The sequence below is a fragment of the Oceanomicrobium pacificus genome, from assembly GCF_009833495.1.
Taxonomy (GTDB): Bacteria; Pseudomonadota; Alphaproteobacteria; order Rhodobacterales; family Rhodobacteraceae; genus Oceanomicrobium; species Oceanomicrobium pacificus.
In genome coordinates this window covers 163,967-185,655 of sequence record NZ_WUWG01000005.1, presented here as the reverse complement: position 1 = coordinate 185,655, position 21,689 = coordinate 163,967, and the positions used below count along the sequence as shown (strand labels likewise).

21 protein-coding genes and 1 tRNA gene are annotated in these 21,689 nt (G+C 64.9%); 4 read left to right on the top strand and 18 right to left on the bottom strand.

Annotation, left to right across the window (positions count from 1 at the left end; all coding sequences use genetic code 11):
- Positions 1–27: 27 nt before the first annotated feature.
- The 3 genes from rpmA to GSH16_RS12335 all read right to left on the bottom strand — a co-directional run bounded on the left by rpmA (position 28) and on the right by GSH16_RS12335 (position 2,595).
- Complete coding sequence (gene rpmA / locus GSH16_RS12345) at positions 28–297, bottom strand: 50S ribosomal protein L27 (protein ID WP_160855540.1); 270 nt, start codon at positions 295–297, stop codon at positions 28–30.
- 12 nt (positions 298–309) lie between these two features.
- Positions 310–1,017, bottom strand: a complete 708-nt coding sequence (locus tag GSH16_RS12340) for a 50S ribosomal protein L21 (protein ID WP_160855538.1) — start codon at positions 1,015–1,017, stop codon at positions 310–312.
- Between the two features lie 180 nt (positions 1,018–1,197).
- A complete protein-coding gene (locus GSH16_RS12335; RefSeq protein WP_160855536.1) occupies positions 1,198–2,595 on the bottom strand; it encodes an MFS transporter in 1,398 nt (465 codons plus the stop codon).
- Positions 2,596–2,773: 178 nt separating this feature from the next.
- Between GSH16_RS12335 and GSH16_RS12330 the strand changes: the two genes are divergently transcribed.
- Positions 2,774–2,863, top strand: a tRNA-Ser gene (locus GSH16_RS12330).
- Between the two features lie 292 nt (positions 2,864–3,155).
- Positions 3,156–3,725, top strand: a complete 570-nt coding sequence (locus tag GSH16_RS12325) for a carboxymuconolactone decarboxylase family protein (RefSeq protein ID WP_160855534.1) — start codon at positions 3,156–3,158, stop codon at positions 3,723–3,725.
- A 268-nt stretch (positions 3,726–3,993) separates the two neighbouring features.
- On the opposite strand, the gene GSH16_RS12320 is transcribed toward GSH16_RS12325, so the two are convergent.
- Entirely contained in the window at positions 3,994–4,794 is an 801-nt protein-coding gene (locus GSH16_RS12320) for a GNAT family N-acetyltransferase (RefSeq protein WP_160855532.1), read from the bottom strand.
- A 480-nt stretch (positions 4,795–5,274) separates the two neighbouring features.
- On the opposite strand from GSH16_RS12320, the gene GSH16_RS12315 reads away from it, so the two are divergent.
- On the top strand, positions 5,275–5,670 hold the full coding sequence (locus GSH16_RS12315) for a GFA family protein (protein ID WP_160855530.1): 396 nt from the start codon (positions 5,275–5,277) through the stop codon (positions 5,668–5,670).
- Positions 5,671–5,765: 95 nt separating this feature from the next.
- Here GSH16_RS12315 and GSH16_RS12310 read toward each other — a convergent pair whose 3' ends face one another.
- The 4 genes from GSH16_RS12310 to GSH16_RS12295 form a co-directional block, all read right to left on the bottom strand.
- The gene (locus GSH16_RS12310; RefSeq protein WP_160855528.1) at positions 5,766–7,352 is read right to left on the bottom strand and encodes an arylsulfatase; all 1,587 of its coding nucleotides are present in this window, start codon (positions 7,350–7,352) and stop codon (positions 5,766–5,768) included.
- Positions 7,353–7,480: 128 nt separating this feature from the next.
- A complete protein-coding gene (locus tag GSH16_RS12305) occupies positions 7,481–8,758 on the bottom strand; it encodes a carbohydrate porin (RefSeq protein WP_160855526.1) in 1,278 nt (425 codons plus the stop codon).
- Positions 8,755–9,474, bottom strand: coding sequence for a hypothetical protein (locus GSH16_RS12300; RefSeq protein ID WP_160855524.1), 720 nt, complete (start codon positions 9,472–9,474; stop codon positions 8,755–8,757). The genes GSH16_RS12305 and GSH16_RS12300 overlap by 4 nt, the downstream gene beginning before the upstream one ends.
- A gap of 91 nt (positions 9,475–9,565) precedes the next feature.
- Positions 9,566–10,507: a carbon-nitrogen hydrolase family protein gene (locus GSH16_RS12295; RefSeq protein ID WP_160855522.1), complete on the bottom strand. Its 942-nt coding sequence runs from the start codon at positions 10,505–10,507 to the stop codon at positions 9,566–9,568.
- Between the two features lie 243 nt (positions 10,508–10,750).
- Here GSH16_RS12295 and GSH16_RS12290 point away from each other — a divergent pair, with 243 nt between their 5' ends.
- Complete coding sequence (locus GSH16_RS12290; RefSeq protein ID WP_160855520.1) at positions 10,751–11,650, top strand: LysR family transcriptional regulator; 900 nt, start codon at positions 10,751–10,753, stop codon at positions 11,648–11,650.
- Positions 11,651–11,653: 3 nt separating this feature from the next.
- Here GSH16_RS12290 and GSH16_RS12285 read toward each other — a convergent pair whose 3' ends face one another.
- The 10 genes from GSH16_RS12285 to GSH16_RS12240 all read right to left on the bottom strand — a co-directional run bounded on the left by GSH16_RS12285 (position 11,654) and on the right by GSH16_RS12240 (position 21,617).
- Entirely contained in the window at positions 11,654–12,487 is an 834-nt protein-coding gene (locus GSH16_RS12285; RefSeq protein ID WP_160855518.1) for a sugar phosphate isomerase/epimerase family protein, read from the bottom strand.
- Between the two features lies 1 nt (position 12,488).
- Complete coding sequence (locus GSH16_RS12280; RefSeq protein ID WP_160855516.1) at positions 12,489–13,631, bottom strand: dihydrodipicolinate synthase family protein; 1,143 nt, start codon at positions 13,629–13,631, stop codon at positions 12,489–12,491.
- A 3-nt stretch (positions 13,632–13,634) separates the two neighbouring features.
- Positions 13,635–14,786, bottom strand: a complete 1,152-nt coding sequence (locus GSH16_RS12275) for a Gfo/Idh/MocA family protein (protein ID WP_328803225.1) — start codon at positions 14,784–14,786, stop codon at positions 13,635–13,637.
- A gap of 15 nt (positions 14,787–14,801) precedes the next feature.
- Positions 14,802–16,193, bottom strand: coding sequence for an enolase C-terminal domain-like protein (locus GSH16_RS12270; RefSeq protein ID WP_160855514.1), 1,392 nt, complete (start codon positions 16,191–16,193; stop codon positions 14,802–14,804).
- Entirely contained in the window at positions 16,190–17,032 is an 843-nt protein-coding gene (locus tag GSH16_RS12265) for a sugar phosphate isomerase/epimerase family protein (RefSeq protein ID WP_160855512.1), read from the bottom strand. Before GSH16_RS12265 ends, GSH16_RS12270 begins: the two co-directional genes overlap by 4 nt.
- Positions 17,025–17,699, bottom strand: coding sequence for a TetR family transcriptional regulator (locus tag GSH16_RS12260; protein ID WP_160855510.1), 675 nt, complete (start codon positions 17,697–17,699; stop codon positions 17,025–17,027). The genes GSH16_RS12265 and GSH16_RS12260 overlap by 8 nt, the downstream gene beginning before the upstream one ends.
- A complete protein-coding gene (locus tag GSH16_RS12255) occupies positions 17,696–19,237 on the bottom strand; it encodes a tripartite tricarboxylate transporter permease (protein ID WP_160855508.1) in 1,542 nt (513 codons plus the stop codon). Before GSH16_RS12255 ends, GSH16_RS12260 begins: the two co-directional genes overlap by 4 nt.
- Positions 19,234–19,722, bottom strand: a complete 489-nt coding sequence (locus GSH16_RS12250) for a tripartite tricarboxylate transporter TctB family protein (protein ID WP_160855506.1) — start codon at positions 19,720–19,722, stop codon at positions 19,234–19,236. Before GSH16_RS12250 ends, GSH16_RS12255 begins: the two co-directional genes overlap by 4 nt.
- A 74-nt stretch (positions 19,723–19,796) precedes the next feature.
- Complete coding sequence (locus tag GSH16_RS12245; RefSeq protein WP_235913183.1) at positions 19,797–20,813, bottom strand: Bug family tripartite tricarboxylate transporter substrate binding protein; 1,017 nt, start codon at positions 20,811–20,813, stop codon at positions 19,797–19,799.
- Between the two features lie 309 nt (positions 20,814–21,122).
- A complete protein-coding gene (locus tag GSH16_RS12240) occupies positions 21,123–21,617 on the bottom strand; it encodes a fasciclin domain-containing protein (protein WP_160855504.1) in 495 nt (164 codons plus the stop codon).
- Positions 21,618–21,689: the final 72 nt, after the last annotated feature.

Here is a 21,689-nt window from a genome sequence, read left to right as displayed (position 1 = left end):
TCTTTTACCATCAAGCCGGGGTTCGGCTTATTCCGCAGCCTCCGCGGCTGGCAGAACGGATACGAAGGTGCGGCCCTTCAGGCCCTTGTGAAACTTCACATTGCCTTCGACGGTCGCAAAGATGGTGTGGTCGCGGCCGATGCCGACGCCCTGACCCGGATACCATTTGGTGCCGCGCTGACGGATGAGGATGTTGCCCGGGATGACGGCTTCGCCACCGAACTTCTTCACGCCAAGGCGACGACCGGCCGAGTCGCGGCCGTTACGGGACGAACCGCCTGCTTTCTTATGTGCCATCTCGCTCTCTCCTTACTTCGCTTCAGCGGCGAAATCGGTCGCCTGCTGGATCCAGTTGTCGCGCTCGATGCGGCCTTTGAAGGACAGTTTGTCGTCCATGTAGGCCACTTCGTCAGCCGACCATTCGGCGATCTGCCAGAAGTGGTAGACACCGTTTTCGTTCAGAAGGCCTTCGAGCTTCGGACCAACGCCGGAGATCTTCTTCAGATCGTCCGCGTCGCCCTTGGCGGCTTTCAGAAGGTTCTTCGGCGCGGCGCCGGTGGCGGCAGCAGCCTCGGCCTTCTCGGCTTTCTTCGGTGCAGCCTTCTTCTCGGCGGCTTTTTTCGGCGCGGCTTTCTTCGGAGCAGCAGCGGCGACCGGTGCAGAGGATGCACCCAGAGCGGCTTTCACGCCCGATTTCTCGGCGCCGGATGCCAGAATGTCCGTGACCTTGATCACGGTCAGGTGCTGGCGGTGGCCCTTCTTGCGCTGCGAGCTGTGCTTGCGGCGGCGCTTGACGAAGGAAATCGTCTTCGGACCACGGGTCTGATCGAGGATTTCAGCCTGCACGGCAGCGCCGTCCACGAAGGGCGCACCAACGGTGACCTTGTCACCACCGAGCATCAGAACTTCGTTGAACTGGACGGTTTCACCTGCATCGGCGGCCAGCTTCTCGACCGTCAGAATCTCGTCTTTGGCAACTTTATACTGTTTGCCACCAGTCTTCAGTACCGCGAACATCCGCGTCTTCCTTTTCCATTCGCGTCCTGCGGCCCACCCTGCGGGTGCGTTTTGCGGGGTGTTCCCGCGCCTTCGAACAGCGCGCCCCGAGCTTCGGAGCGTCCACAAGAAACCCCGGCCGGAATCCAGTTCCGCCGGAGGAACGCGGTATATCCGGCGGCGGGCCCTGAAAGTCAAGCGCTAATCGGCCTGTTTCTGCCGGTCCTCACCCTCGTCCCCGATATCGCCTTCGGCCATGGCTGCCGCATCCGGCGCCGCGCTGGCAGCTGCCTCCTCCGCCTGCTCCGCATCTTCCTGAACGGCCTCGGCCATGGAGGTCGTGGCCGCAACGGAGGTCACGGCAATATCGGACGGGACCGGCACGCTCGTATCGGGCGCCGCGCGGGTGCGCCAGCGCAGGCCGGACAGGGCCGCCATCAGGAGCGAGGCCAGCACGATCACGAGCGGCAGGGCCACCCCGCCAACGAGCGGCACGGCTGCCGCCACCAGCATCGGGCCTGCAATCGAGCCGAGCGACCAGAAGAGCAGAATGGTCGTGGCCACCCGCACCAATGTTTCGGGCGAAGCCCGGTTGAAGGCCAGCGACTGTGCCACCGCATAGACCGGCATCGACAGGCCGCCGAGCAGCCCCACGATCAGGAGCGGGATGGCCACGCTGGCGACCCCGCCGCCGCCCGCGCCCACGGGTTGTGCATTGATCACCAGCACCACGCCCGCCACGCCGACCAGCGCAACCCCGAGCGACAGGCCGAGGATGAGGCGCCGGTTGTCGGTGCGGTCGGCGGCCACGCCGATCGGCAGCTGGAAGAGCAACCGGACGGCGAAGATCGTGGCCACCGCAATGGCGATCCAGTTGGTGGAAGTTCCGTTCTCCGACAGGAGCGACGGCAACACGGAAGTCAGGCTGGTCGCAACCAGCCCCGAATAGAAGGCCGCCGCCACGGCTGTGGCCGACGGCACCGCAATCGCGCCCCGCATCCGCAGCCGCAGCCCGCGCGGCTGCGCCATGACCGGCCCGAGGGAGATGTCGGGCGCGGCACTGCGGGTGAGCGCGACGAGCACGAGGCTCACGTTGAAGGCGATCGCCAGCCCGCCCATGAAGACCGGCGACAGGCTGTCGGCCACGAGGATCACCAGCTGGCTGAAGATCGACCCGAGGCTGATGCACCAGGCGTAGACGGCAATCACGCTCCCGCGGATCGCGGACGGCGCGGTCGCGTTGATCCAGCCATCGGTCGAGGCGAGGATCGAGGCGATCGCCATGCCCATGCAGAGCCGCAGGAACAGCCAGAGCCAGAGCCCCGTGGCGAACGCATAAAGGATCGTCGCGATGGTGCAGACGGCGGCGGCGGCGGCAATCGCACGGATATATCCCACACGCTGGATCCGCGGCGGCTCGGTAAAACAGCCCAGCGCGAACCCGATCGCATAGGCCGCGGCAAGGAGCGCCGCATCGGACTGGTCACCCCCTTGGGCGATGAGCTGCAGCGGAAGCACCGTGGTCATAGTTGCATTGGCCACCTGCACCAGCACGGCAGCGGCGATCAGTGTCGAGAGCGAAGCTATGATACGGACCATTTTTTGACCCTTTCGCACGGCTGCATGCGGGCCGCACGAGCGGCCTGGCACCTGCTCCGATATACAGGGCGGACCAGCGGGCGGAAAGCCTTGCGGACCGGGGGCCAAAGAAATTGCGCCGCGCCGCGCGTCAGAGGTTTACAATCCCCCGCGCCCCCATTATTCACCCGTTCGCAGCGGGCAGGTGGCAGAGTGGACGAATGCGCCGGTCTCGAACACCGGTGAACGTGCAAGCGTTCCGTGGGTTCGAATCCCACCCTGCCCGCCATAACCTCCAAGGTTTTTCAGCCGAATTTGATGACGCCGAGCCGCCGCATTCCCTGCAGCCGAAACTGGCATTCTTGCGGGCCGCTGGCTAGTATGAGCGACGCAAAGTAGCGACCGGCAATACGCGGGCCAAGCCAATTGGCCTTGTCCTGTCACCACGCGCATATCGGCCGCCTGACCGCCCGATACAGTCCCAATTGCCCTCACGTACAGAAACGCGCCTCTTCTTTGCGGGCGCACATTTGCCCAACGCGACCCGGACGGGATGCGGGGCAAGATTAGGAGTTTATGACATGACGCACCTGTTTCCGTCCCTCCCGAAGACCGCAACGCTGGGCAGCGTCTATCAAGCCTTTTCGGACAAACTTGGGCCGCTCTGTGCCTACGAAAGTCTGGTCATGCGGGGGGAGAGCGATCTGTCTATGGCCGAGCGCGAACTGATCGCGGCCTATGTCTCGGGTTTGAACGCGTGCAGCTATTGTCATGGCGCGCATACTGTCTTTGCCAGAGCCTATGGCATCGACGTGGAAACGATCGAAGCTTTGATGGCGGATCGGGACACTGCTCCGGTACGCGAAGAACTGAAGCCGGTCCTCGCCTATGTCGAAAAGCTCACGGTCTCGCCCGCGCGCATGACGGAAGCGGATGCACAGGCCGTCTATGCGGCAGGTTGGTCGGAAGCGGCGCTGTTCGATGCGATCCAGGTTTGCGGCGTGTTCAATCTTGTAAACCGCTTCATCGAAGGAACCGGCGTGCAAAGCCCCGGCACCGAACCGCGGGACGCCGATGAGGCGACTCTGGACAGATGCCGGAGCGATACATTCTACACCGACTTTGGCCGCCAGAACGGCCTCGATGTTTAATGCCGCGGCCGATGGCGGCGGCACGTGTTTCGCAGGAACGGGTTCTCGCCAGCATCGCTCAGTACAGAATCGCAAGCGAACGAGAACCGTTGACGATCGCACTAGCCTGAAACCAAGTGCCCCTCTCAGTTCGAAAGGCAAAATCGCCTACTCAAAAGCAAGTATCTGCTCGTGAGATATTGTTGCCGACGAGAGTGATACGCATTCAGGCCAATGACCGAACCGTTCAACCTGCCTTCTGCCATCGGGTTTTTCTGCGATACGACGGCTACTTCGTGAGGCGCACGTCTGATGTCGACAGCATGACGACAGACTTTCCCGGAACCTGCTTCAGGCCGCAGCTTTTCAGCATGGCTCGCGACGGTGCATTGTCCCGCGCCACGAACTCCATCGTCGACGACCCGCCCAGATCCTCGATCGCGGCAAGGTTGGCGATGGCGTCGACATATTTTCCAAATCCGAGACCGCGATAGGCGGCGTCCACCCCGATCAGGCCGACCCACGCCGAACCGAAGAGCGGGCTGTGCCGGTTATGTGTCATGGCCGCAAATCCTGCAGCAACGATCCTGCCGCGCGCATCTTGAAAGGCGATCAGCCGTGCGGGGAACAGACGGCCGAGAAGGGCATCGGTCGAAAAGGGTGAGACGCCGAGCCCGGTCAGGAAAGCCTGCACCTCCCGGGCTCTCTTCGGGGTCAGGTCTTGCCCGTCCAGACACTCGACACCGTCAGGGGCGCCATCTTCGATGATCGGTCCGCAAACGGCACGAATGGTCTGCGCGTCTGCCATGAACAAGTCCCAATGGTGCAGGACCGGATGGAAATCGGCCAATTCGCGGAGCGCCTTTTCGATGGTGGCATCATCGATCCCCCGGAGCGAAATCACGCCATCCTCGGCCATGGCCTCACGCAATCTGTGCCACCCCAGTTTCGCAGGATCATCGCTCGCAAACACCCGGCCATGAACGACCGCACCCGGCAGGTCTTTCAGTTCCGCCACCTGAAGGTCGCGCTTCCTTTGAAGCGCCATGATCTCCGGCGCGCCGAAATAGGGGGAAAATTCTTGCTCCATTGGCAGCCACCCCTGGGTCACTGTCCGTCCAGACTACCAAAGGTCTTGATCCCTGTCAGCACAGGCTGTTCCGGCGGCCTGACGGTGCCGATAGCCAAGAGCTGGTTCTACGCATCCCTACCAGACAATCCTATCGTCTACGTCAGGCCTGATCTGTGCCGCCGGACTGCAGAAGCAAGGACAAAGCGGGCGCAGCTTGTGGACAAGTTGGCGGTGAATCCGCGACGTCGGCGCCAAGGGTGCGAACCTTTAACACCACTGGCGCTTTTCCTACCGAAGTCCCGCATCGTAAATAGCGCGGCGCCCGTCGGAGCACCGCGCCTCTTCATGAAGTTCATTCCGTCATGAAAGGGAAAGTCTATCCGGCCAGCCGAAACGCGATATGAAGATCGGCACGTAATCGCCTTGTTGGCTTGCGCCTTTCCTATTCACGGCAGCGCAAGCCTTGGCTGCAACGGGCCGTCGCGCTAGTCTCCCCCCATGCTCACCGGTTCCTGCCATTGTGGTGCCTTGCGCTGGCGCATCGACGATGTTCCGCCGCGGGCAACGGCCTGCAACTGCACAGTCTGCCGCCGGTTCGGCGCGCTCTGGGCCTATGGCTGGCTTGGGGAAGATGTGGCGACCGAGGGCGACGGCATCGCCTATTTTCGTGACGAGCGGGAACTCGGCTTCCACCATTGCCCGACATGCGGCTGCGTCGTCTGGTGGCAGGCCGCAGCGCCGGATGCGGAGGGGCGGGTCCGCATCGCGGTCAATTTGCGCATGTCGGACGATCCAACTACCGTGGCCGCGCTGCCGATCCGGCATTTCGACGGGCTCGACAAGTTCGAAGCGCTGCGAGAAAACGGGTGTCAGATCCGGGATCTGTGGTTTTGAGCAACATTTGGCGTTCCGGGACGCCCGCCGGCATAAAGTAACGAAAAAAAGGCCGCCGGTTTCCCCGGCGGCCTTGCTGGTCCCTGCGTTGCCCCCTACTGAAGCGACTTGTTCATGAACTCTTCCACGATGTTCGACATATCAAATGAGGTGCCGCCCTGCACCGGCGGGTAGTCTGCCAGCGTCTTGAGATGCTCGTTCATCAGCACGCCCATCGGCTGGATCAGCCAGGACACTTTCTGCATCAGATGCCCGTAGGCGTCGGTCGTGTCATAGCTCTCGAACGGGTCCATGCGGATGTTGAATACCAAAGGCACAGTGCGCGGGATCACGTTGGCATAGTAATCCTCTTTGGTGGAGAAGTGGAATTTCCACGGCCCCATGCGCACCGCCGTGAGCACGCTCTCATAATAATGGAAGATATGGGTCCGGGCGGACCGTTCGGCCTCCCCTTTCCAGTAGGGCAGGTTGTTGACCCCATCGATATATTGCTGGTCTTCCTCCATCACCTCGGCGGCGACATCCTCGATCCCGGCAGCCGCGGCCAGCGAGGTGAACATGTCCTGATGCGCCTGAATGCCGTTCAGCACCGTGTCCTCGGGCAACACGCCCGGCCAGCGGATGAAGGACGGGACGCGCACGCCGCCTTCATAGGTGGTCATCTTCTCCCCGCGGAAGGGTGTCGTGCCGCCATGCGGCCAGGAGGCATGTTCCGGACCGTTGTCGGTCGAATACCAGACGATCGTATTATCGGTGAGCCCCTGCTCGTCGAGCCAGTCGAGCACCAGCCCGATATCATGGTCATGCTGCAACAGGCCCGAGCCGTACATGTCGGCCTCCGACGTGTAGGTTTCCGCTGCATAGCGCCATTCGTCATTGAGCCGCGTATAGAGATGCATCCGGCTGGTGTTGAGCCAGACGAAGAACGGCTCCCCGGCCTCCTGCGCGGCGGCCATGAAATCGAGCGCGAGCGGGATCACTTCCCCCTCGTCGAAGTTTTTCATCCGCTCCTGCGTCAGCGGGCCGGTATCCTCGATTGTCTGCATGCCGACGACGCCGAAGCGCGGATGCTCGGTCTCGTCCATTTCCTCGGTGGCGAAACTGTGGATCACGCCGCGCGTGCCGAACTGTTCCTCATAGGCTTCAAGCGACCCGGCATATTCCTCTCCGAAACGCTGGTAGTCGCGCTGCTCGGCCTCCTCCTGCGTGTTGAGGTGGTAGAGATTGCCGAAAAACTCGTCGAACCCGTGCATCGTCGGCAGATGTTCGTTGCGGTCGCCCAGATGGTTCTTGCCGAAATGACCGGTCCGGTAACCTTCCTGCTTCAACTGCTCGGCAAGCGTGGGCGATGCCGCCTGTAGCCCGAGCGGTGAGCCCGGCTGGCCCACCGTCGTCATGCCGGACCGGATCGGATATTGCCCGGTGATGAAAGCGGCGCGACCGGCGGTGCAGCTTGGCTGTGCATAATGGTCGGTGAACCGGATCCCCTCATTCGCGATGCGGTCGAGGTTCGGCGTCGTGTAGCCCATCGTGCCGCCGCTGTAACTCGACAGGTTTTCCCAGCCGATATCATCCCCCCAGATGACAAGGATATTGGGTTGATCCGCATCCTGCGCGGCGGCGGCGGTGCCGAGCGCAAGGCAGAGCGGTAATGCAGTTGAAGAGAGAATGTTGCGAACCATGTCACGTCCTTTCGCTGGCAAAGCTGTTCGGTCGGGCAGTCGGTCGAACGTGGATCGTAGCGGTTTTCCCGATTTTCTCCAACCGGATCGTGCGCAATCCGCCGATCAGACAGCGTGCAGGGACGGAATCAGAAGGTCACGCGCAACCGGAGGCCAGCCGTCACCACCTCGTCGAAGGCGGGGTTTGCGGCGGGGTTCTGCACCCACTGGATGGCGGGTGTGATGGTCACGTTCTGCACCAGCGTGAAGCGGTAGAAGGCTTCCGCCGTCAGCTGTTCGCGCAGCGCGTCGCTCGACGGATCACCCCAGCTGAGCGCCAGCCCCAGCACGTCGCTCGCCGCGCGGTGCTTCGTGTCGAAGGCGATGCCGAGCCCGCCGGTCACATCGGTCTTCATCAGCGTGGCCTTGCCGTCCGAATGCCCCGCAATCACGAAGGGAAACCAGCGGTCGTTGATGAGCGTGCTGGCCAGGAACGTCGCGCCCTGCCCTGCAGGCACGCCCTTGGCACTGAGCGCATCCTGTTGCCAGAATTGCAGGCGCACCACGTCCCACTTCCGCCGGTCGGGCGTGGTCGGCCAGTAGCGGAACTCGACGGATTTGTAGAATTCCCCTTCCCCGATCGTGTCGAACGGATTGCCGGCCGTCTTGGCATTGGCATCATGGATGCCCGCCACCATGCCGAACCGTTCGTTCAATTCGAAGGCAACGCCGCCGCCCAGACCGCGCCCCGGCGCCGGTTTGGTCAGGCTGCTCTGGAGCGCAAGGTTCTGGAACCCGCGTAGCGACGAGGAGAGCGCGTGGCCGTTATACCAGGACAGGGCGCTGATCTTGCCAAGGACGAAGCGGAACCGCCCCTCCAGCAGGGACTGCCGCCAGGCCAGTTCGCTGAGCGCGGTGCCGAAATCGCTGAATCCGCCCGACGGCGTGATGCCGCCATACTGGTAGTTGAGGCTGGTCGGCGGGATGTCTGAGCCGAGCGTGCGGCGGTTCTCCAGCCGGAAGGTGAGCGTGCCGGTGTTTTTCGTGCCACGCCCGACCAGTGCCCAAGACCCCTGGATCTGCGCCCGCGATGCCGCCGCATTGTCCGCGCCGAGCGTATCGCTCAACTGCTGGTGCAGCGTCTGGTAGCTGAATTGCAGCTTCAGGCCGTATCGGTCATTGATCCGCCGCTTCCAGTCGAACCAGGGCGCGACCGCAGCTTCGATCTTCGGGAAACTCAGGACGCCGTCGACGCGCTGATCATCGACCGCCAGATCCTCGGTGACGCTGTCCCCCGTTTCCAGATCCGAAGTGGCGCGGTAGCCCGACAGGGTGGCCGGGCCGGCCGATTGCGCGGCGGCACTTCCTGCGAGCCACAGTGCCGCGATCGCGACACTGAGCGATTTCGCGGCGCTGGCCAGGGTCACTGACCGCCAGCCTCGTAGCGGGTGTAATACTGGCGCAGATCGTCACCCACCATATGGACCGGCGTGTCGCTCGACCCTTCGACGGTCAGCGGCGCATCCAGCGTCACGATGTCAAAGCGCCATCCCTCCGGCGGTTGCAGCTGGTCCACAAGGTTGGACGGATCACCGTCCGTCACCTGCCCGCCATAGGCATTGAGGAGGTAGGTCTGCCCCTCCGCATCCGTCAGCTGGTAGACGGGCTGCCCCGCCTCGACGAAGAAGGTCTGGTCCTTGGCGCTAGTGAAGGGCGTGTAGGGATCGGCGCCTTCGCCCGAGCCCACCGCGCTGAGCGGCAGGGTCGCGCCATAGCGCGCGTCGATCCCGCCGAAGCTCTTCGTTTCGCCCAGGGAAATGTTTTGCGCGTCCACTGCCCAGAATTTCGGGCCGTTCAGCTGCGCCTTGACCGCACCATTTTCCGCCGCGAGCGCATCGACATCGAGCGCGTCCCACTTGTCCGCCGGGCACCCGTCGGAGGCAGATGTGTTGTAGATCTCGACGCGGTCGTCGTAGATCAGCAGAAATTCGCAATATCTCATCCCGCGAATGTCCGACAGTTCGACAGGCTCCACCGCCTTGTCGGCCCACGCGCCGGTCGGCAAGAAAATCGCGGCGCACATCAAAGCCAGAACGGCGGCACTGAAGTCCGCGCGTCGGATCGTCCAAATTGAAGGCGTCATCAGATCATCCCCTTTGTCCAATAAACGGGATCCGGGCATCTGGAACATGCCCGCTGATATTACGCCCTTGCCCCAAATTTTCCTAGAAATATTAGTCGTCTGCGAAAGACACGGCCCGCTGACGGTCGCGATTGACGGTCAGGTGCAGGACATCCGGCCGCGCATAATGGCCGGTCGCGTCGAACTTGCGCCGGGCGGCGGCGGCCTCGGCCGCGTCGATCTCGGCCGTGAGCAGACCCTTGGTGGCGTGCATCGGTCCGGCCAGAACGCCACCGAACGGCTTGTAGATCACCGCGTCGCCGGGATTGATCCACTCGTCGGCATCGGGGAAAATCCGGTCGCGATGCGGCACATCCTCCGGCACGTCGCGCGCTTCCAGCGCCGTGGCGCATCCGATCACCCAGCACCCGCCCTCGCGCGCGATATGCTGCATGCTGGCCAGCCAAGTCTCGCCGCTGTCCCATGTCGGGGCACAGTAAATGTCCATATTCTGGGCGTAGAGCGCTGCACGGGCGAGCGGCATGTAGCTTTCCCAGCAAATCAGCGCGCCGATCCGCCCGACGCCCGTCTCCACCACCCGCAGGCCGGCCCCGTCGCCAAAGCCCCAGACCATCCGCTCCGGGTTGGTCGGCATCAGCTTGCGGTGGATGTTCAGGACCTGCCCGTCGCCGTCGATCGTGGCGCAACTGTTGAAGATCGTGGACCCGCTGGCGCTGCCGTCCACCTCCTGAAAGCCGATCACGACAACCGTGCCATGCTCCTTTGCCGCCGCGCAGACCGGGCCAAGCCCGCCGGCACCTGCATCCACCGAATTGGCCAGAAGCCGGGCGTAGAGCGTGTCGGTGACGCCCATTTCCGCGCCGGGCTTCAGCCGCCAGACAAAGGTCGGGTAGCCCGGCAGCCAGGCTTCGGGAAACACCACGAGCCCAGCGCCATCCGCGGCTGCGCGGCCGATCAGGTCGGCCGCCCGTTCGAGCGATTTCGGCAGGTCGAGATAGACGGGCGGTTCCTGCACCACGGCAACTTTGGTCATGACATCCTCCATGCGTTCCTGCCTCCGATGGGCGCCTGCGGAGATCCGGCCAGAGCCGGCGATCCGTCTCCGCAGGCTGGACAGCACACCCATGCTGCCGTTCGGGACAAGGGTTAAGACCTTGATAAATATTGCGCTTTCATGCATGCTCCGGTCAATTCGCGACGGATCGACACTGGCTGTGCAGAAATCGCCAAGCCACCATCACGGTCCGGACGCGCTGCGGACCGGTGGAGGTCAGGCATGGACTGGGACGATATCCGCATCTTTCTTGCCGTGGCGCGGGCCGCGTCGATCAGCGGCGCGGCACGGCGGCTGGGCGTCCAGCATTCCACCGTTTCCCGCCGGATCCGCCAGATGGAGGAGCGGCTCGGCACCACCCTGCTCGACCGCAGCCACGGGCGCTTCGCGCTCAGCGAGGCCGGGGAGGAATTGCGCTTCTCCGCCGAGCGGATGGAGAGCGAGATCCTTGGCTACGAGAGCCGCCTCGGCGGGCTCGACAGCGAGGAAACAGGCACGCTCCGGCTGTCCACCGTCAGCAATCTGGCCGCCACGATCCTGATGCCGATGCTCACCGGTTTTTCCGACGCGCATCCCGGCATCACGCTCCATGTCGATGTGTCGAACGATTTTGTCAGCCTTGCCAACCGAGAGGCCGACGTGGCGATCCGCCTGACCAACACCCCGCGCGAGACGTTGATCGGTGCGCGGCTCGGCACGGTCGCGTCAGCCGTCTATGGCAAGCGCGGGCGGGCGGGCGGGCTGGATGCGCCGCCGCCGTGGCTCGGCGTGTCCTGTTGCGACCTGCATGTCGGGTGGCTGCGGGAAAACTGTCCCGACGGGGATCACCGGTTCTTCGTCAACGACACGCTCCTGACGCTGGCTGCCCTGCGCGAAGGCGCGGGCATGGCCCACCTGCCCTGTTTCATGGGCGATGCCGATCCGCTGCTCGAACGCCTGTCAGCGCCCGACCGGCGGCATGATCTCGACCTCTGGCTGCTCTACCATCCGGAACTGGCGCGCACCCAGCGCGTCCGGGTCTTCCGCCGCCACATGATCGACCGGTTCGCGCCCTTGCAGGACCTGCTCGCAGGCAAGGTGAAAGCCCCGCAGGGTCCGCGGGGGATCGCACAGCCGGGCTGATCTTCAGACGACCTTGGCGCAGCGTTCGATGATGATCTGCATCACCTCATCCGGATCCCGTTTCCACCAGTCGAGGGCGGAGAAGATCTCTACCTCCGTCAGGCCGGAGAAGCCGACGCTTTCGACCTGCGCGCGGATGGCGGGAATGTCGATCACCCCGTCGCCCATCATGCCGCGATCGGTCAGCATGTCGCGCGTCGGCACCAGCCAGTCGCAGACATGGAAGGCCAGCATCCGCTCGGTGCCGGTCCGCTCGATCTGTTCGGCCAGATCTGGGTCCCACCAGACATGGTAGACGTCGCAGGCCACACCGATGCCGGGCCCCAGACGGTCGCATATATCGAGCGCGTGGCGCATGGTGTTTACGCAGGCCCGGTCGGCCGCATACATCGGATGCAGCGGCTCGATCGCCACCGGCATCCCGACCGAGCGCGCATGCTCAAGCGTGCGCGCCAGCCCCTCCTCGACCAGACCATGGGCAAGGCCGATATCGCGGCTGCCCTTGGGCAGGCCGCCGACCACCATCACGAGGCAGGCGGCGCCGATCTCGGCCGCTTCATCCACCGCGCGGATATTGTCGTCGATCACCGCAGGCGTCAGCGCGCCTTCTTCGGTGAACCAGCCTCCGCGGCAGAGGCCCGACACCGATAGACCCGCCGCGCGGATCGCCCGCGCGGCCCTGTCGACACCCATCTCCTGCAACTTGTCGCGCCACGGCGCGATGCCGCCGAACCCGTGGCGCTGGCAGCCGTCGATACAGTCCGCGAGCGACCATTGCTCTCGCAGCGTGGCTGTGTTGAGCGAGATCCGGTCCGGCGTGACGGGTGACAGGGCCATATCAGACCTCCAGCCCGCGGGTGGCGAAGACCGGTCGTGCCCGCGCCGCGGCAAGGTCGGGATCGGTAAAGAGCCCGGCCGCATTGGCCAGCCGCACGATCTGCGCCAGATGCAGGGTGGAGCGCGCGCTTTCCTGCCCGCCGATCATCGTGAAATGGTCCTGATGCCCGGTCAGATAGGCCAGAAAGACGACTCCCGTCTTGTAGAAGCGGGTCGGCGCCCCGAAAATGTGGCGCGACAGCGGAACGGTCGGCCCGAAGGTGGCGTGATAGGCGTCCATGTCCCCGTCCGCCAGATGGCCGAGCGCCACCGCGGCCGGACCGGCGATCGGGTCGAATATGCCCAGCAGCGCATCGGAATAGCCCTGATCGTCGCCCGCAATAAGGTCGGGATAGTTGAAATCGTCGCCGGTATACATGCGCACGCCTTCCGGCAGGCGCCGGCGCATCGCGATTTCCTTCTCCGCCGACAGGAGCGACACCTTGATCCCGTCCACCTTGGCGGCATTCGCGCCGATCACCTGCAATGCCGTGTCCATGGCGGCCATATGGTCGCCGTGGCCCCAGTAGCCGGCCAGTGCCGGGTCGAACATGTCGCCGAGCCAGTGGAGGATCGCGGGCTGCGCCAGTCCCGACAGGACGCGGTCATAGACCCGGATGTAATCATCGGGCCCTTTGGCGGCGGCGGCAAGCGCGCGCGAGGCCATCAGGATGACCGGCGCGCCCGCGGCCTCGACCGCCTCGCACTGGGTCTCGTAGGCCGCGATCACATCATCGACGGTCACATCCGGTCCGGGCGCCAGATGGTCGGTGCCCGCGCCGCAGGCAATCGCATGGCCGCCCGCCTTGGCGAGCGCCGTGGAACGCTGGATCAGCTCCAGCGAGGTCGGCCAGTCGAGCCCCATACCGCGCTGCGCCGTGTCCATCGCCTCGGCCACGCCGAAGCCAAGCGACCAGAGATGGGTGCGGAAGGCCAGCGTCCGGTCCCAGTCGACCGCGCAGTCGATCCACGGATCGGCTTCGGCCAGCGGATCGGCGACCACATGGGCGGCGGCAAGGGCCGTGCGCGTCCAGCGGACGCCCTGTTTCGGTGCGGGACCGGCCACCAGATCGACGGCACCGCCGGGCAGGTTCAGTCGCGCCATGGGTCAGACCTCCAGTTCGGGCAGATCGACCCAGCGCCGCTCACGCCAGCTCTGGTAGCCCGCTTCGGCCAGTTGCACGCCCTTCGCGCCCTCGGCCAGCGAATAGCTCCACGGGCCGTCCTCGACCACATGGCGCAGGAACTGCTCCCACTGCACCTTGAACCCGTTGTCGAGCACCATATTGTCCGGCACCTCTTCCCAGTCGTCATAGAAATTCATCTGTTGCGGCTGGTCGGGATTCCAGACCGGCTTGGGCGTGTTGACCCGGTGCTGAGAGAAGCAGCGATGCAGGCCCGCGACCGCCGATCCGTGCGTTCCGTCCACCTGGAAGGTCACCAGATCGTCGCGGCGCACGCGGGTACACCAACTGGAATTGATCTGGGCGATGATCCCGCCCTCCAGTTCGAAGGTCGCATAGGCCGCATCGTCGGCATCGGCCTTGTAGGGGGCATCCGCCTCGTCCCAGCGTTCGGGGATATGCACCGCGCCGGTGCAGCTCACCGACTTGACCGGTGCCACCACATTGTCGAGCACATAGCGCCAGTGGCAGAGCATGTCGGAGATGATCCCGCCGCCATCATCCTTGCGATAATTCCAGCTCGGCCGCTGCGCGGGCATCCAGTCGCCCTCGAAGACCCAATAGCCGAAGTCGCCTTTCACCGAGAGGATCCGGCCGAAAAAGCCCGAGTCGCGCAGGCGTTTCAGCTTCACCAGTCCGGGCAGGTCGAGCTTGTCATGGACAATGCCGTTCTTCACGCCGCGTTCGCGGGCGAAGCGGGCGATTTCGACCGCCTCGTCCAGCCCTTCGGAGATCGGCTTCTCGCAATAGACATGCTTGCCCGCCTCGATCGCCTTGCGCAGCAACGCCGGACGCAATTGGGTGGACGCCGCATCGAAGAAAATCTCGTCCTCGGGATTGGCGAGCGCCGCATCGAGGTCGGTGGTCCAGCGGTCCACCCCGTGACGCTTGGCCAGCGCCTCGACCCGGTCGGCATTGCGGCCGACAATCTGGATATCAGGCACCAGAACGGACCCGTCTTTCAGCGCCAGACCGCCCTGATCGCGGATGGCCAGCACCGACCGGATCAGATGCTGGTTCATGCCCATGCGCCCGGTGACGCCATGCATGATGATGCCAATTCGCCTCTGTTTCACGTCTTGTCCTTTCGTTCAGAATTCAAGTTCGGGGGTGCTGGCGAGGTCCGGCTGGACCGCGGCACCGAAACCTGTGCAGTCGAGCGAGCCGATCGCGACCCGCCCGTCCGTGATGCGAAGCTGCGGCCCGGCCGGGCCGTCGCGATAGATGTCACCGTGCCGCGAGAGGAACGCCGCCTTCTCCGCGTCGGACGCGCCCTGCATGCCGCCGGCGAAATAGTGGCCGTTGCGCTCGCTGTGGGTGGCGCCGATCGCGGCCGCCATCAGCGTGTCCTGCTGCCAGGACAGGCCCGGCTGGCAGGTCAGATCCTCGGATGTCAGGATGATCGGCCGCCCCTCCGCCGCACGCCGGCGCGCCAATGCGAAGTTTTGCACCGCCCGCAACACGCCCTTGCAGCTCTTGACCGAACTGCCCGACCAGCCGAGCGCCAGCGCGCGGTAGAGCGCATCGGGCGCGTCATCGGCCTCGTCGATCACGATGGGAACATCTGCGCTGACAGGATGCGCAGCAACAAGCGACAGCTCGCGCGGGAAGGGCTGCTCGACGAAGAGCAAATCGGCGCGCAGGCCCGCAAGCGCGGGCGCCGCCGTCAGTCGCGCGGTGAAATCCGCAAAGCTCTCGGGCGCATATTGCTCGTTCGCGTCGAGGCTGATCTTCAGCCCCGGCCCGAGCGGCGCGAGGATCGCCGCGACCCGTTCGAGCCATGCGATATCGGCCTCCGGATCGCCCTTCAGCTTGATCTTGAACGCCCGGACGCCCCATGCCCCGATCACGTCCTGCAATGCAACCGGCTGACCGTCTGTGGGGCGGTCCGTCACATCCGCCGCCGTCAGCGGCACGCCGTAGCCGACCGTGTGACGGATCATCATCCGGTCGGGGGTGTGCAGGTCAGCAAGGGCTGCCTGCATCGCATCCGCCCCGAGCCAGTCCGGCGCGGCCTCCACCAGCCCGAAAATATCGGCGCGCGCAGCGGCCACGAACGGCAGGTCCGCACCACGGCAGGCCGCGTCGATCAGGGCGGCTTCGAGCAGCGCCGGACCGAAACCTGCCGCTAGCCCGGGCGTGTCGGGGGGCAGATCGTCGCGCACCGATGCGCGGAGCTCCCCGCCGAGCCGCGCTACCGTACCCGACCGCCCCGGTGCCAGCCGCGCCACGCTGCCAAGCGTTGCCTTCAGTTCCGCGACCGTCGCGTCATTGTCGAGCGCCGGGCGCTTGTCGAACCAGCGCGGCACCATCAATTGCGCGGCGGTGCCCTTCTGCACGCCCTCCGGCCCCTCGACCGTCACCCGCAGATAGGCTTCCTGCGCCGCCCGCACTTCCGTATCGCCGAACCGGAACGGCAGGCGAAGCGTCACATCGCGGGCGTGCAGGGCAATGTCACGGATGTGATAGATGGGCGCGCTCATGCCGCGGCCTCCCATGCGGTGCGCAGCGTCGCTGCGCCGATGGCGGCTGTGACGCTGGCAGAGACGGTTGTGCGAAACGGCTCGACAGCGACCGGTGCGGACCAGCCGGACGCCCGGAGCGCCGCCATGATCGCTGGAAACGGGTCCTGCCCCGTGCCGGGCGCCCCGCGGTTCGTGTCATTGGCTTGAATATGGGCGACCCGCCCGTCCGGCACCCACTGGCGGATCAGATCGGCAACGGGCCAGTCCTCGCCCTGCCCGGCGGCACTCGTGTCGATCATCGTGCGGAAGGCGGGACTGCCGACCGCGTCGACCAGATCCGCGCCTTCTGCGACGGTCGTGATGACGTCCGTCTCCGCAGGCGACAGCGGCTCGATGCAATAGGTCACGCCGTCAGACGCAGCGCGTTCCGCGCGCGGGGCAAAAAATGCCGCCAGCCGGTCGCGGGTCCGCGCCGGATCTTCACCGTCCACCGCACGGCGCTGCGCGGGCGAGCCATGGACAAGCACCGTGCCGCCAAGCCGCGCGCACAGCGTGATGAGCCGGTCGAGCACCGCGCCGGTTTCCGCCTGCCGGTCGGGATCGGTGATCGACAGGTCCGGGTATGGCGCGAGCAGCCAGTGCAAACCCGTCACCTGCAGCCCGTGACCTTCAATCCGGGCGCGCAGCGCATCGGCCTCCGCGTCCGTCATCTCGTGCGGGCGGGGCACCAAAGATCCGAGCGCCAGTTCCAGCCCCATGTAGCCCAGCGCCGCCGCGACCTCGCATTGCGCGTCGACCGACAGGCCCTCATCGGCCAGAAGCTCGTTGCAGAGCGAGACCTGGAGCGCCTCAGCCATTCCCGGCGCCCCCGTCCACCCGCAGGTAGCGGATCAGCATCTCGCCCGCTTCCTGTGCCTTGCGGTCAAGCCATTCGGCGTCGATCTCCACCTTGAAAACGGCGCCGAGCGTGTGCCGGTTGGACACCGGAAAATAGCACAGCGACGCGATCGTGATGTAGAACTCCGCCGGGTCGATATCGTCGCGGAAAATACCCTCCGCCGCGCCGCGCCGCAGGATCTGGCCGAGCTTCGCAATCAGCGGCGACTGGATTTCGGCCACATCCGCAATCTGGGTGATCGTGTCCCCGCCGCGCAGGTTCTCTGTGTTCAGAAGCGCGATGAACCACGGGCGCGACACGAAATGCTGCAAGGTGAACCGCACCAGTTCGCGGATTGCATCCTCGGGCGGCATGTCATCGGTCTGCAATTCCCGTTCGCCCGCACGGATCTGGACATAGCTTTCACGCAAGGCCGCGGCATAGAGCGCGTCCTTGTCACCAAAATAGCTGTAGATCATCGGCTTGGAGACCTCGGCCTTCTCCGCGATCGTGTCGATCCGCGCTCCGGCATGGCCCTGGGCGGAAAACTCCTCCAGCGCGGCATCGAGGATGCGGCGGCGCGAGGCTTCGGCGTCGCGCTTGCGCGGGCGCGGCCGGCGCTTGGGGCTGGATGCGGCAGGGGTCATTTCCTGTCTCCGAGGCTGGGACCGGCCGGTTGCGGCATCAACCGCGCCATTGCGCGACGCAGAGGCGGCAGGCCGGCCAGAATGCTGAGCGTGATCACGACCACGAACGTGGCCGAGATCGGGCGGGTGAAGAACGGTGCAAGATCGCCGTCGCTCAGGGTCAAGCCGCGCCGCAGGCTCTTGTCAAGCAGGTCGCCAAGGATGATGCCCAGCACCAGCGGCGCCATCGGGTAGTTCATCTGCCGCAACACGAACCCGATGATCCCGAAGGCAAACATCACCCACACATCGAAGAGCCGCTGGGTCAGCGCATAGGGACCGATCACGCACAGCGCGAAGACGACCGGCATCAGGTAGGCCCGCGGGATGCGCAGGATCTGGATGAACAGCCGCGTCAGTGACAGGCCGAAAATCGCAATGGCGAGCGTTGCCAGAAGCAGCATCGCGGCCACCGAATAGATGAAGGTCGGCGCTTCGATCATGATCATCGGACCGGGCCGCACCCCGTGGATGAAGAGCGCCGCGATCAGAACCGCTGCCGGCGCGCTGCCCGGCACCGCGAGCGTCAGCGCGGGAATGAGCGCGCCCGGCACGACCGCGCTGTTGCCGGTTTCAGCCGCCGTCAGCCCCTCCTGCGATCCTTTGCCGAATTGGTCCCGTTCGGGGCTTGTCCGTTTGGCGACCGCATAGGAGGCCCAGGCGCCGATATCCTCACCCACGCCGGGGATGATCCCGATGAACGTGCCGATGATGCCCGAGCGGGTAATTGTGAACTTGTAGCGCCAGAGGTCCGACAGGCGCGGCAGGGTGCGGCTCTTGAGCTTCGCATCCGCGCTTCGCCCCACCAGTTCCGGTGCACGGCGCCACATGACCGTCAGCACCTCGGCGAAACCGAACGCACCGACCATGGCCGGGATCAGGCCGATCCCGCCGTTCAGGTCGTCCCAGCCGAGGTTGAAGCGCACATGCGCGTGGATCCCGTCCGAGCCGACCATCGCAACCATCAGTCCGAGCAGACCGGCAATGTAGCCGCGCAGCGGGCTGACCCCGCCGGTCAGCTGGCCGGAAATCACGATGCCGAAGACTGCCAGCCAGAAGAACTCGAAGGAACCGAATTCGAGCGCCACCTCCGCGAGCGGCGGCGCCAGCATCACCAGAAGCAGGATGCCGACAGCGGTGCCGAGCGCCGAGCCGGCGGTTGCCAGCGCCATCGCATAGCCCGCCTCGCCCCGCTGCGCGAGCGGGTAGCCGTCGAGCGAGGTGGCCGCACTGGCCGGCGTGCCGGGAATATTGAGCAGGATCGCGCTGCGCGACCCGCCATAGATCGCGCCCACATACATGCACAGAAGCACGAGGATCGCACTGTCCCGGTCCATCGTATAGGTCAGCGTCGTCAGAAGCGCGACGCCCATCGTCGCGGTCAGACCGGGCAAGGAGCCGACAAAGATGCCCAGCAGCGTCGCCCAGGCCACGTGGAACAGGCCCATCGGCGTCGCAAGCTCGCCCAGTGCCGCGAAGAATTGCGCCAGCCCGCTCATGGCAGCCGCACCAGAAAGGCGTAGCGGAACAGAAGCGAGATCGCGAGCGCCACAAGGCAGCCGAAGACCAGCGAGAGCACGGCGCGGACAAGTTTCGCTCGGCGCGGCGCGCTCGCAGGAAGCCGGGTGAACCAGCCCACGAAAACGGTCACGAAGATCGCGGTCGCGATGCCGAACGGCACCCGACCGACCATGCCAATCGCATAGACCGCGCAGAAGCCGAGAACGACAAGGAAATCGGACCAGGACACACTGTCAGGCTGGGCGGCACGGGCCGAGGGTTTGGAGGCCTCGAAGGCCAGAAGCACCGCGCAAAGCATCAGCGCCGCACCCAGCACCATCGGCAGAAGCCCGGGGATGCTGGCAGGGTGGATCTGGCGGATCTCCAGCCGGTCCATCTGATAGCCGCCGATCGCCATGGAGGCGCCAAGCGCGAAGAACAGAAGGGCCGTCACGCGGTCCGCAAGGGGCGTGTCAAATCGCATAAGTCCGCTCGTGTCGGGAAAGTTGCGTCAGGGCACCGGGGCGGACCGCTGGGGGCCGCCCCGGCACGGGGAGGTCACTCTGCCGGGCAGGTGATCCCGATCTCGGACGGATCGACCACGGCCTCGCCGCGCGACACGCGGGCACAGGCTTCGGCGATCACCACCGGCATGGCACGCTCACGCGCCTGATCGCCGTAGGACGGGGCAAAAACCGCACCGCGCTCTGTCGCATAGGACTTGAGCGCGTCGCTGTTCATCACCTTGTCTTTCCAGACGGCATCCACGGTGTTGTAAACCTCCTGCGGGGCACCCGCCGGAATGAACACGCCGAAATAGTCCGGTGCGGTCGGCATGTCGCTCAGCCAGTTGGTGATCGGCGGAATCTCCTCGATCCCCTCGACGACAAGCGGCTGGTCGGACAGAACCGCCAGAGCCCGCAGCTTGCCGGCCTTGATCATCTCGGTCTGTTCCACAGCAAGCTGGGTGGTGGCGACCACCTCGCCCGACGCGGCGGCCAGAACCGCCGGATTTCCGCCGTCATAGGCGACCATGCGCGCGGCCAATTCCTCGCCTGCGGCTTCCTTGATCGCGGCGAGCGCCATGCCGCCGGAGCTGTTCACACCCGCGGTGCCGACAGTGACATCGCCGCTCTTCATCGCTTCGAGCAGTTCGCCGAAATCGGCATAGGGCGCGTCGGCATTGACCGAGACGACCGGCACGTTCGCGACATGCAGGTAGATATGGTAATCGTCGATCGACGTATCCTCGATCAGGCCGGTCACCGCATAGGTCGCGTTGTTCGCGATCGCGTTTGCGGTCCATGTATAGCCGTCACGCGGGGCATCGAGCGCGGCTTTGGTGCCGATCGAGCCGGACGCGCCGGGCTGGTTCACCACGACGACAGGCGTGCCGAGCGCCTCTTCGAGGATCGGGGCCACCACACGGGTCACCTGGTCGGTCGAGCCGCCGGCGGACCAGGGCACGATGATGTTGATCGGTTTGTCCGGTTTCCATTCCGCCATGGCCGGCGCGGCCAGAAGGCTCACGGCGGCGGTGATTGCGGTCATGGTAATCTTTGTTTTGGCGAACATGTCGCTCCTCCCTTTTTATTACCAACTAGTAGGTAAGTAGCGAAATGCGATTCTGTCAACGCTCTTGATCGCGTACAGGATGCAAGACGGGACAGGTGCCGCTGACCGGTCCGCGGCCGCTTCAGATAAGGAAGGAATTTGAGAAACTTGCCGCAGTTGCGAAAAGCGCGGCGTGCCGCAGGCGGGCGGAGCGCCTCAGCCGCGGGTCAGGCGTGATCGGTCAGATCGCACCGATCCGCCCCCCGGGAATCGCAAGACCGGCCTCCCCGAAAGAAGACCGGTCCCGCACACACCCCAACGGGGAAGCGATTACGAGTTCGGCATGATCACCGCGTCGATGACATGGATGACACCGTTGGACGTCTCGATGTCGGCGGTCACGACTTTCGCGCCGTCAACCATGACGCCGTTGGTGGCGTCGACGTCGATCCGGTCACCCTGCACGGACAGGACGTTGGCTTTCTTGCCGGCAATGTCGCCGGACATGATCTTCTCGGGCACCACGTGATAGGTCAGGATGGCCACGAGCTGGTCCTTGTTCTCCGGCTTCAGGAGCGTCTCGACCGTGCCTTCCGGCAGCGCGGCAAACGCGTCATCGGTCGGCGCGAACACGGTGAACGGGCCGTCGCCTTTCAGCGTGTCAACCAGGCCGGCAGCCTGAACAGCAGCAACAAGAGTGGAGAAGCTGCCAGCTTCAACGGCTGTATCCACAATGTCTTTCTTGTCCATTGCCGAAGCAATACCGACGGAACCTGCCATCACGGACAGAGCAGCAGCAGTAGCGAAGAAGGTACGACGAAGCATGTTTTCAATCCTCATTGGATGGTTGTTGTATCAATGCTGTCGTTACGGGCCGGTTTTCGGTTCGGATGTGTC

What these genes read in the sequence shown, in the direction of transcription:
- GSH16_RS12265 (WP_160855512.1), bottom strand. Translation starts at nt 17,032, where the DNA reads ATGGCTGAGGCGCTCCAGGTCTCGCTCTGCAACGAGCTTCTGGCCGAT.
- GSH16_RS12325 (WP_160855534.1), top strand. Translation starts at nt 3,156, where the DNA reads ATGACGCACCTGTTTCCGTCCCTCCCGAAGACCGCAACGCTGGGCAGC.
- GSH16_RS12255 (WP_160855508.1), bottom strand. Translation starts at nt 19,237, where the DNA reads ATGAGCGGGCTGGCGCAATTCTTCGCGGCACTGGGCGAGCTTGCGACG.
- GSH16_RS12250 (WP_160855506.1), bottom strand. Translation starts at nt 19,722, where the DNA reads ATGCGATTTGACACGCCCCTTGCGGACCGCGTGACGGCCCTTCTGTTC.
- GSH16_RS12320 (WP_160855532.1), bottom strand. Translation starts at nt 4,794, where the DNA reads ATGGAGCAAGAATTTTCCCCCTATTTCGGCGCGCCGGAGATCATGGCG.
- GSH16_RS12260 (WP_160855510.1), bottom strand. Translation starts at nt 17,699, where the DNA reads ATGACCCCTGCCGCATCCAGCCCCAAGCGCCGGCCGCGCCCGCGCAAG.
- GSH16_RS12310 (WP_160855528.1), bottom strand. Translation starts at nt 7,352, where the DNA reads ATGGTTCGCAACATTCTCTCTTCAACTGCATTACCGCTCTGCCTTGCG.
- GSH16_RS12315 (WP_160855530.1), top strand. Translation starts at nt 5,275, where the DNA reads ATGCTCACCGGTTCCTGCCATTGTGGTGCCTTGCGCTGGCGCATCGAC.
- GSH16_RS12240 (WP_160855504.1), bottom strand. Translation starts at nt 21,617, where the DNA reads ATGCTTCGTCGTACCTTCTTCGCTACTGCTGCTGCTCTGTCCGTGATG.
- rpmA (WP_160855540.1), bottom strand. Translation starts at nt 297, where the DNA reads ATGGCACATAAGAAAGCAGGCGGTTCGTCCCGTAACGGCCGCGACTCG.
- GSH16_RS12245 (WP_235913183.1), bottom strand. Translation starts at nt 20,813, where the DNA reads ATGTTCGCCAAAACAAAGATTACCATGACCGCAATCACCGCCGCCGTG.
- GSH16_RS12280 (WP_160855516.1), bottom strand. Translation starts at nt 13,631, where the DNA reads ATGGCGCGACTGAACCTGCCCGGCGGTGCCGTCGATCTGGTGGCCGGT.
- GSH16_RS12285 (WP_160855518.1), bottom strand. Translation starts at nt 12,487, where the DNA reads ATGGCCCTGTCACCCGTCACGCCGGACCGGATCTCGCTCAACACAGCC.
- GSH16_RS12335 (WP_160855536.1), bottom strand. Translation starts at nt 2,595, where the DNA reads ATGGTCCGTATCATAGCTTCGCTCTCGACACTGATCGCCGCTGCCGTG.
- GSH16_RS12270 (WP_160855514.1), bottom strand. Translation starts at nt 16,193, where the DNA reads ATGAGCGCGCCCATCTATCACATCCGTGACATTGCCCTGCACGCCCGC.
- GSH16_RS12295 (WP_160855522.1), bottom strand. Translation starts at nt 10,507, where the DNA reads ATGACCAAAGTTGCCGTGGTGCAGGAACCGCCCGTCTATCTCGACCTG.
- GSH16_RS12290 (WP_160855520.1), top strand. Translation starts at nt 10,751, where the DNA reads ATGGACTGGGACGATATCCGCATCTTTCTTGCCGTGGCGCGGGCCGCG.
- GSH16_RS12340 (WP_160855538.1), bottom strand. Translation starts at nt 1,017, where the DNA reads ATGTTCGCGGTACTGAAGACTGGTGGCAAACAGTATAAAGTTGCCAAA.
- GSH16_RS12300 (WP_160855524.1), bottom strand. Translation starts at nt 9,474, where the DNA reads ATGACGCCTTCAATTTGGACGATCCGACGCGCGGACTTCAGTGCCGCC.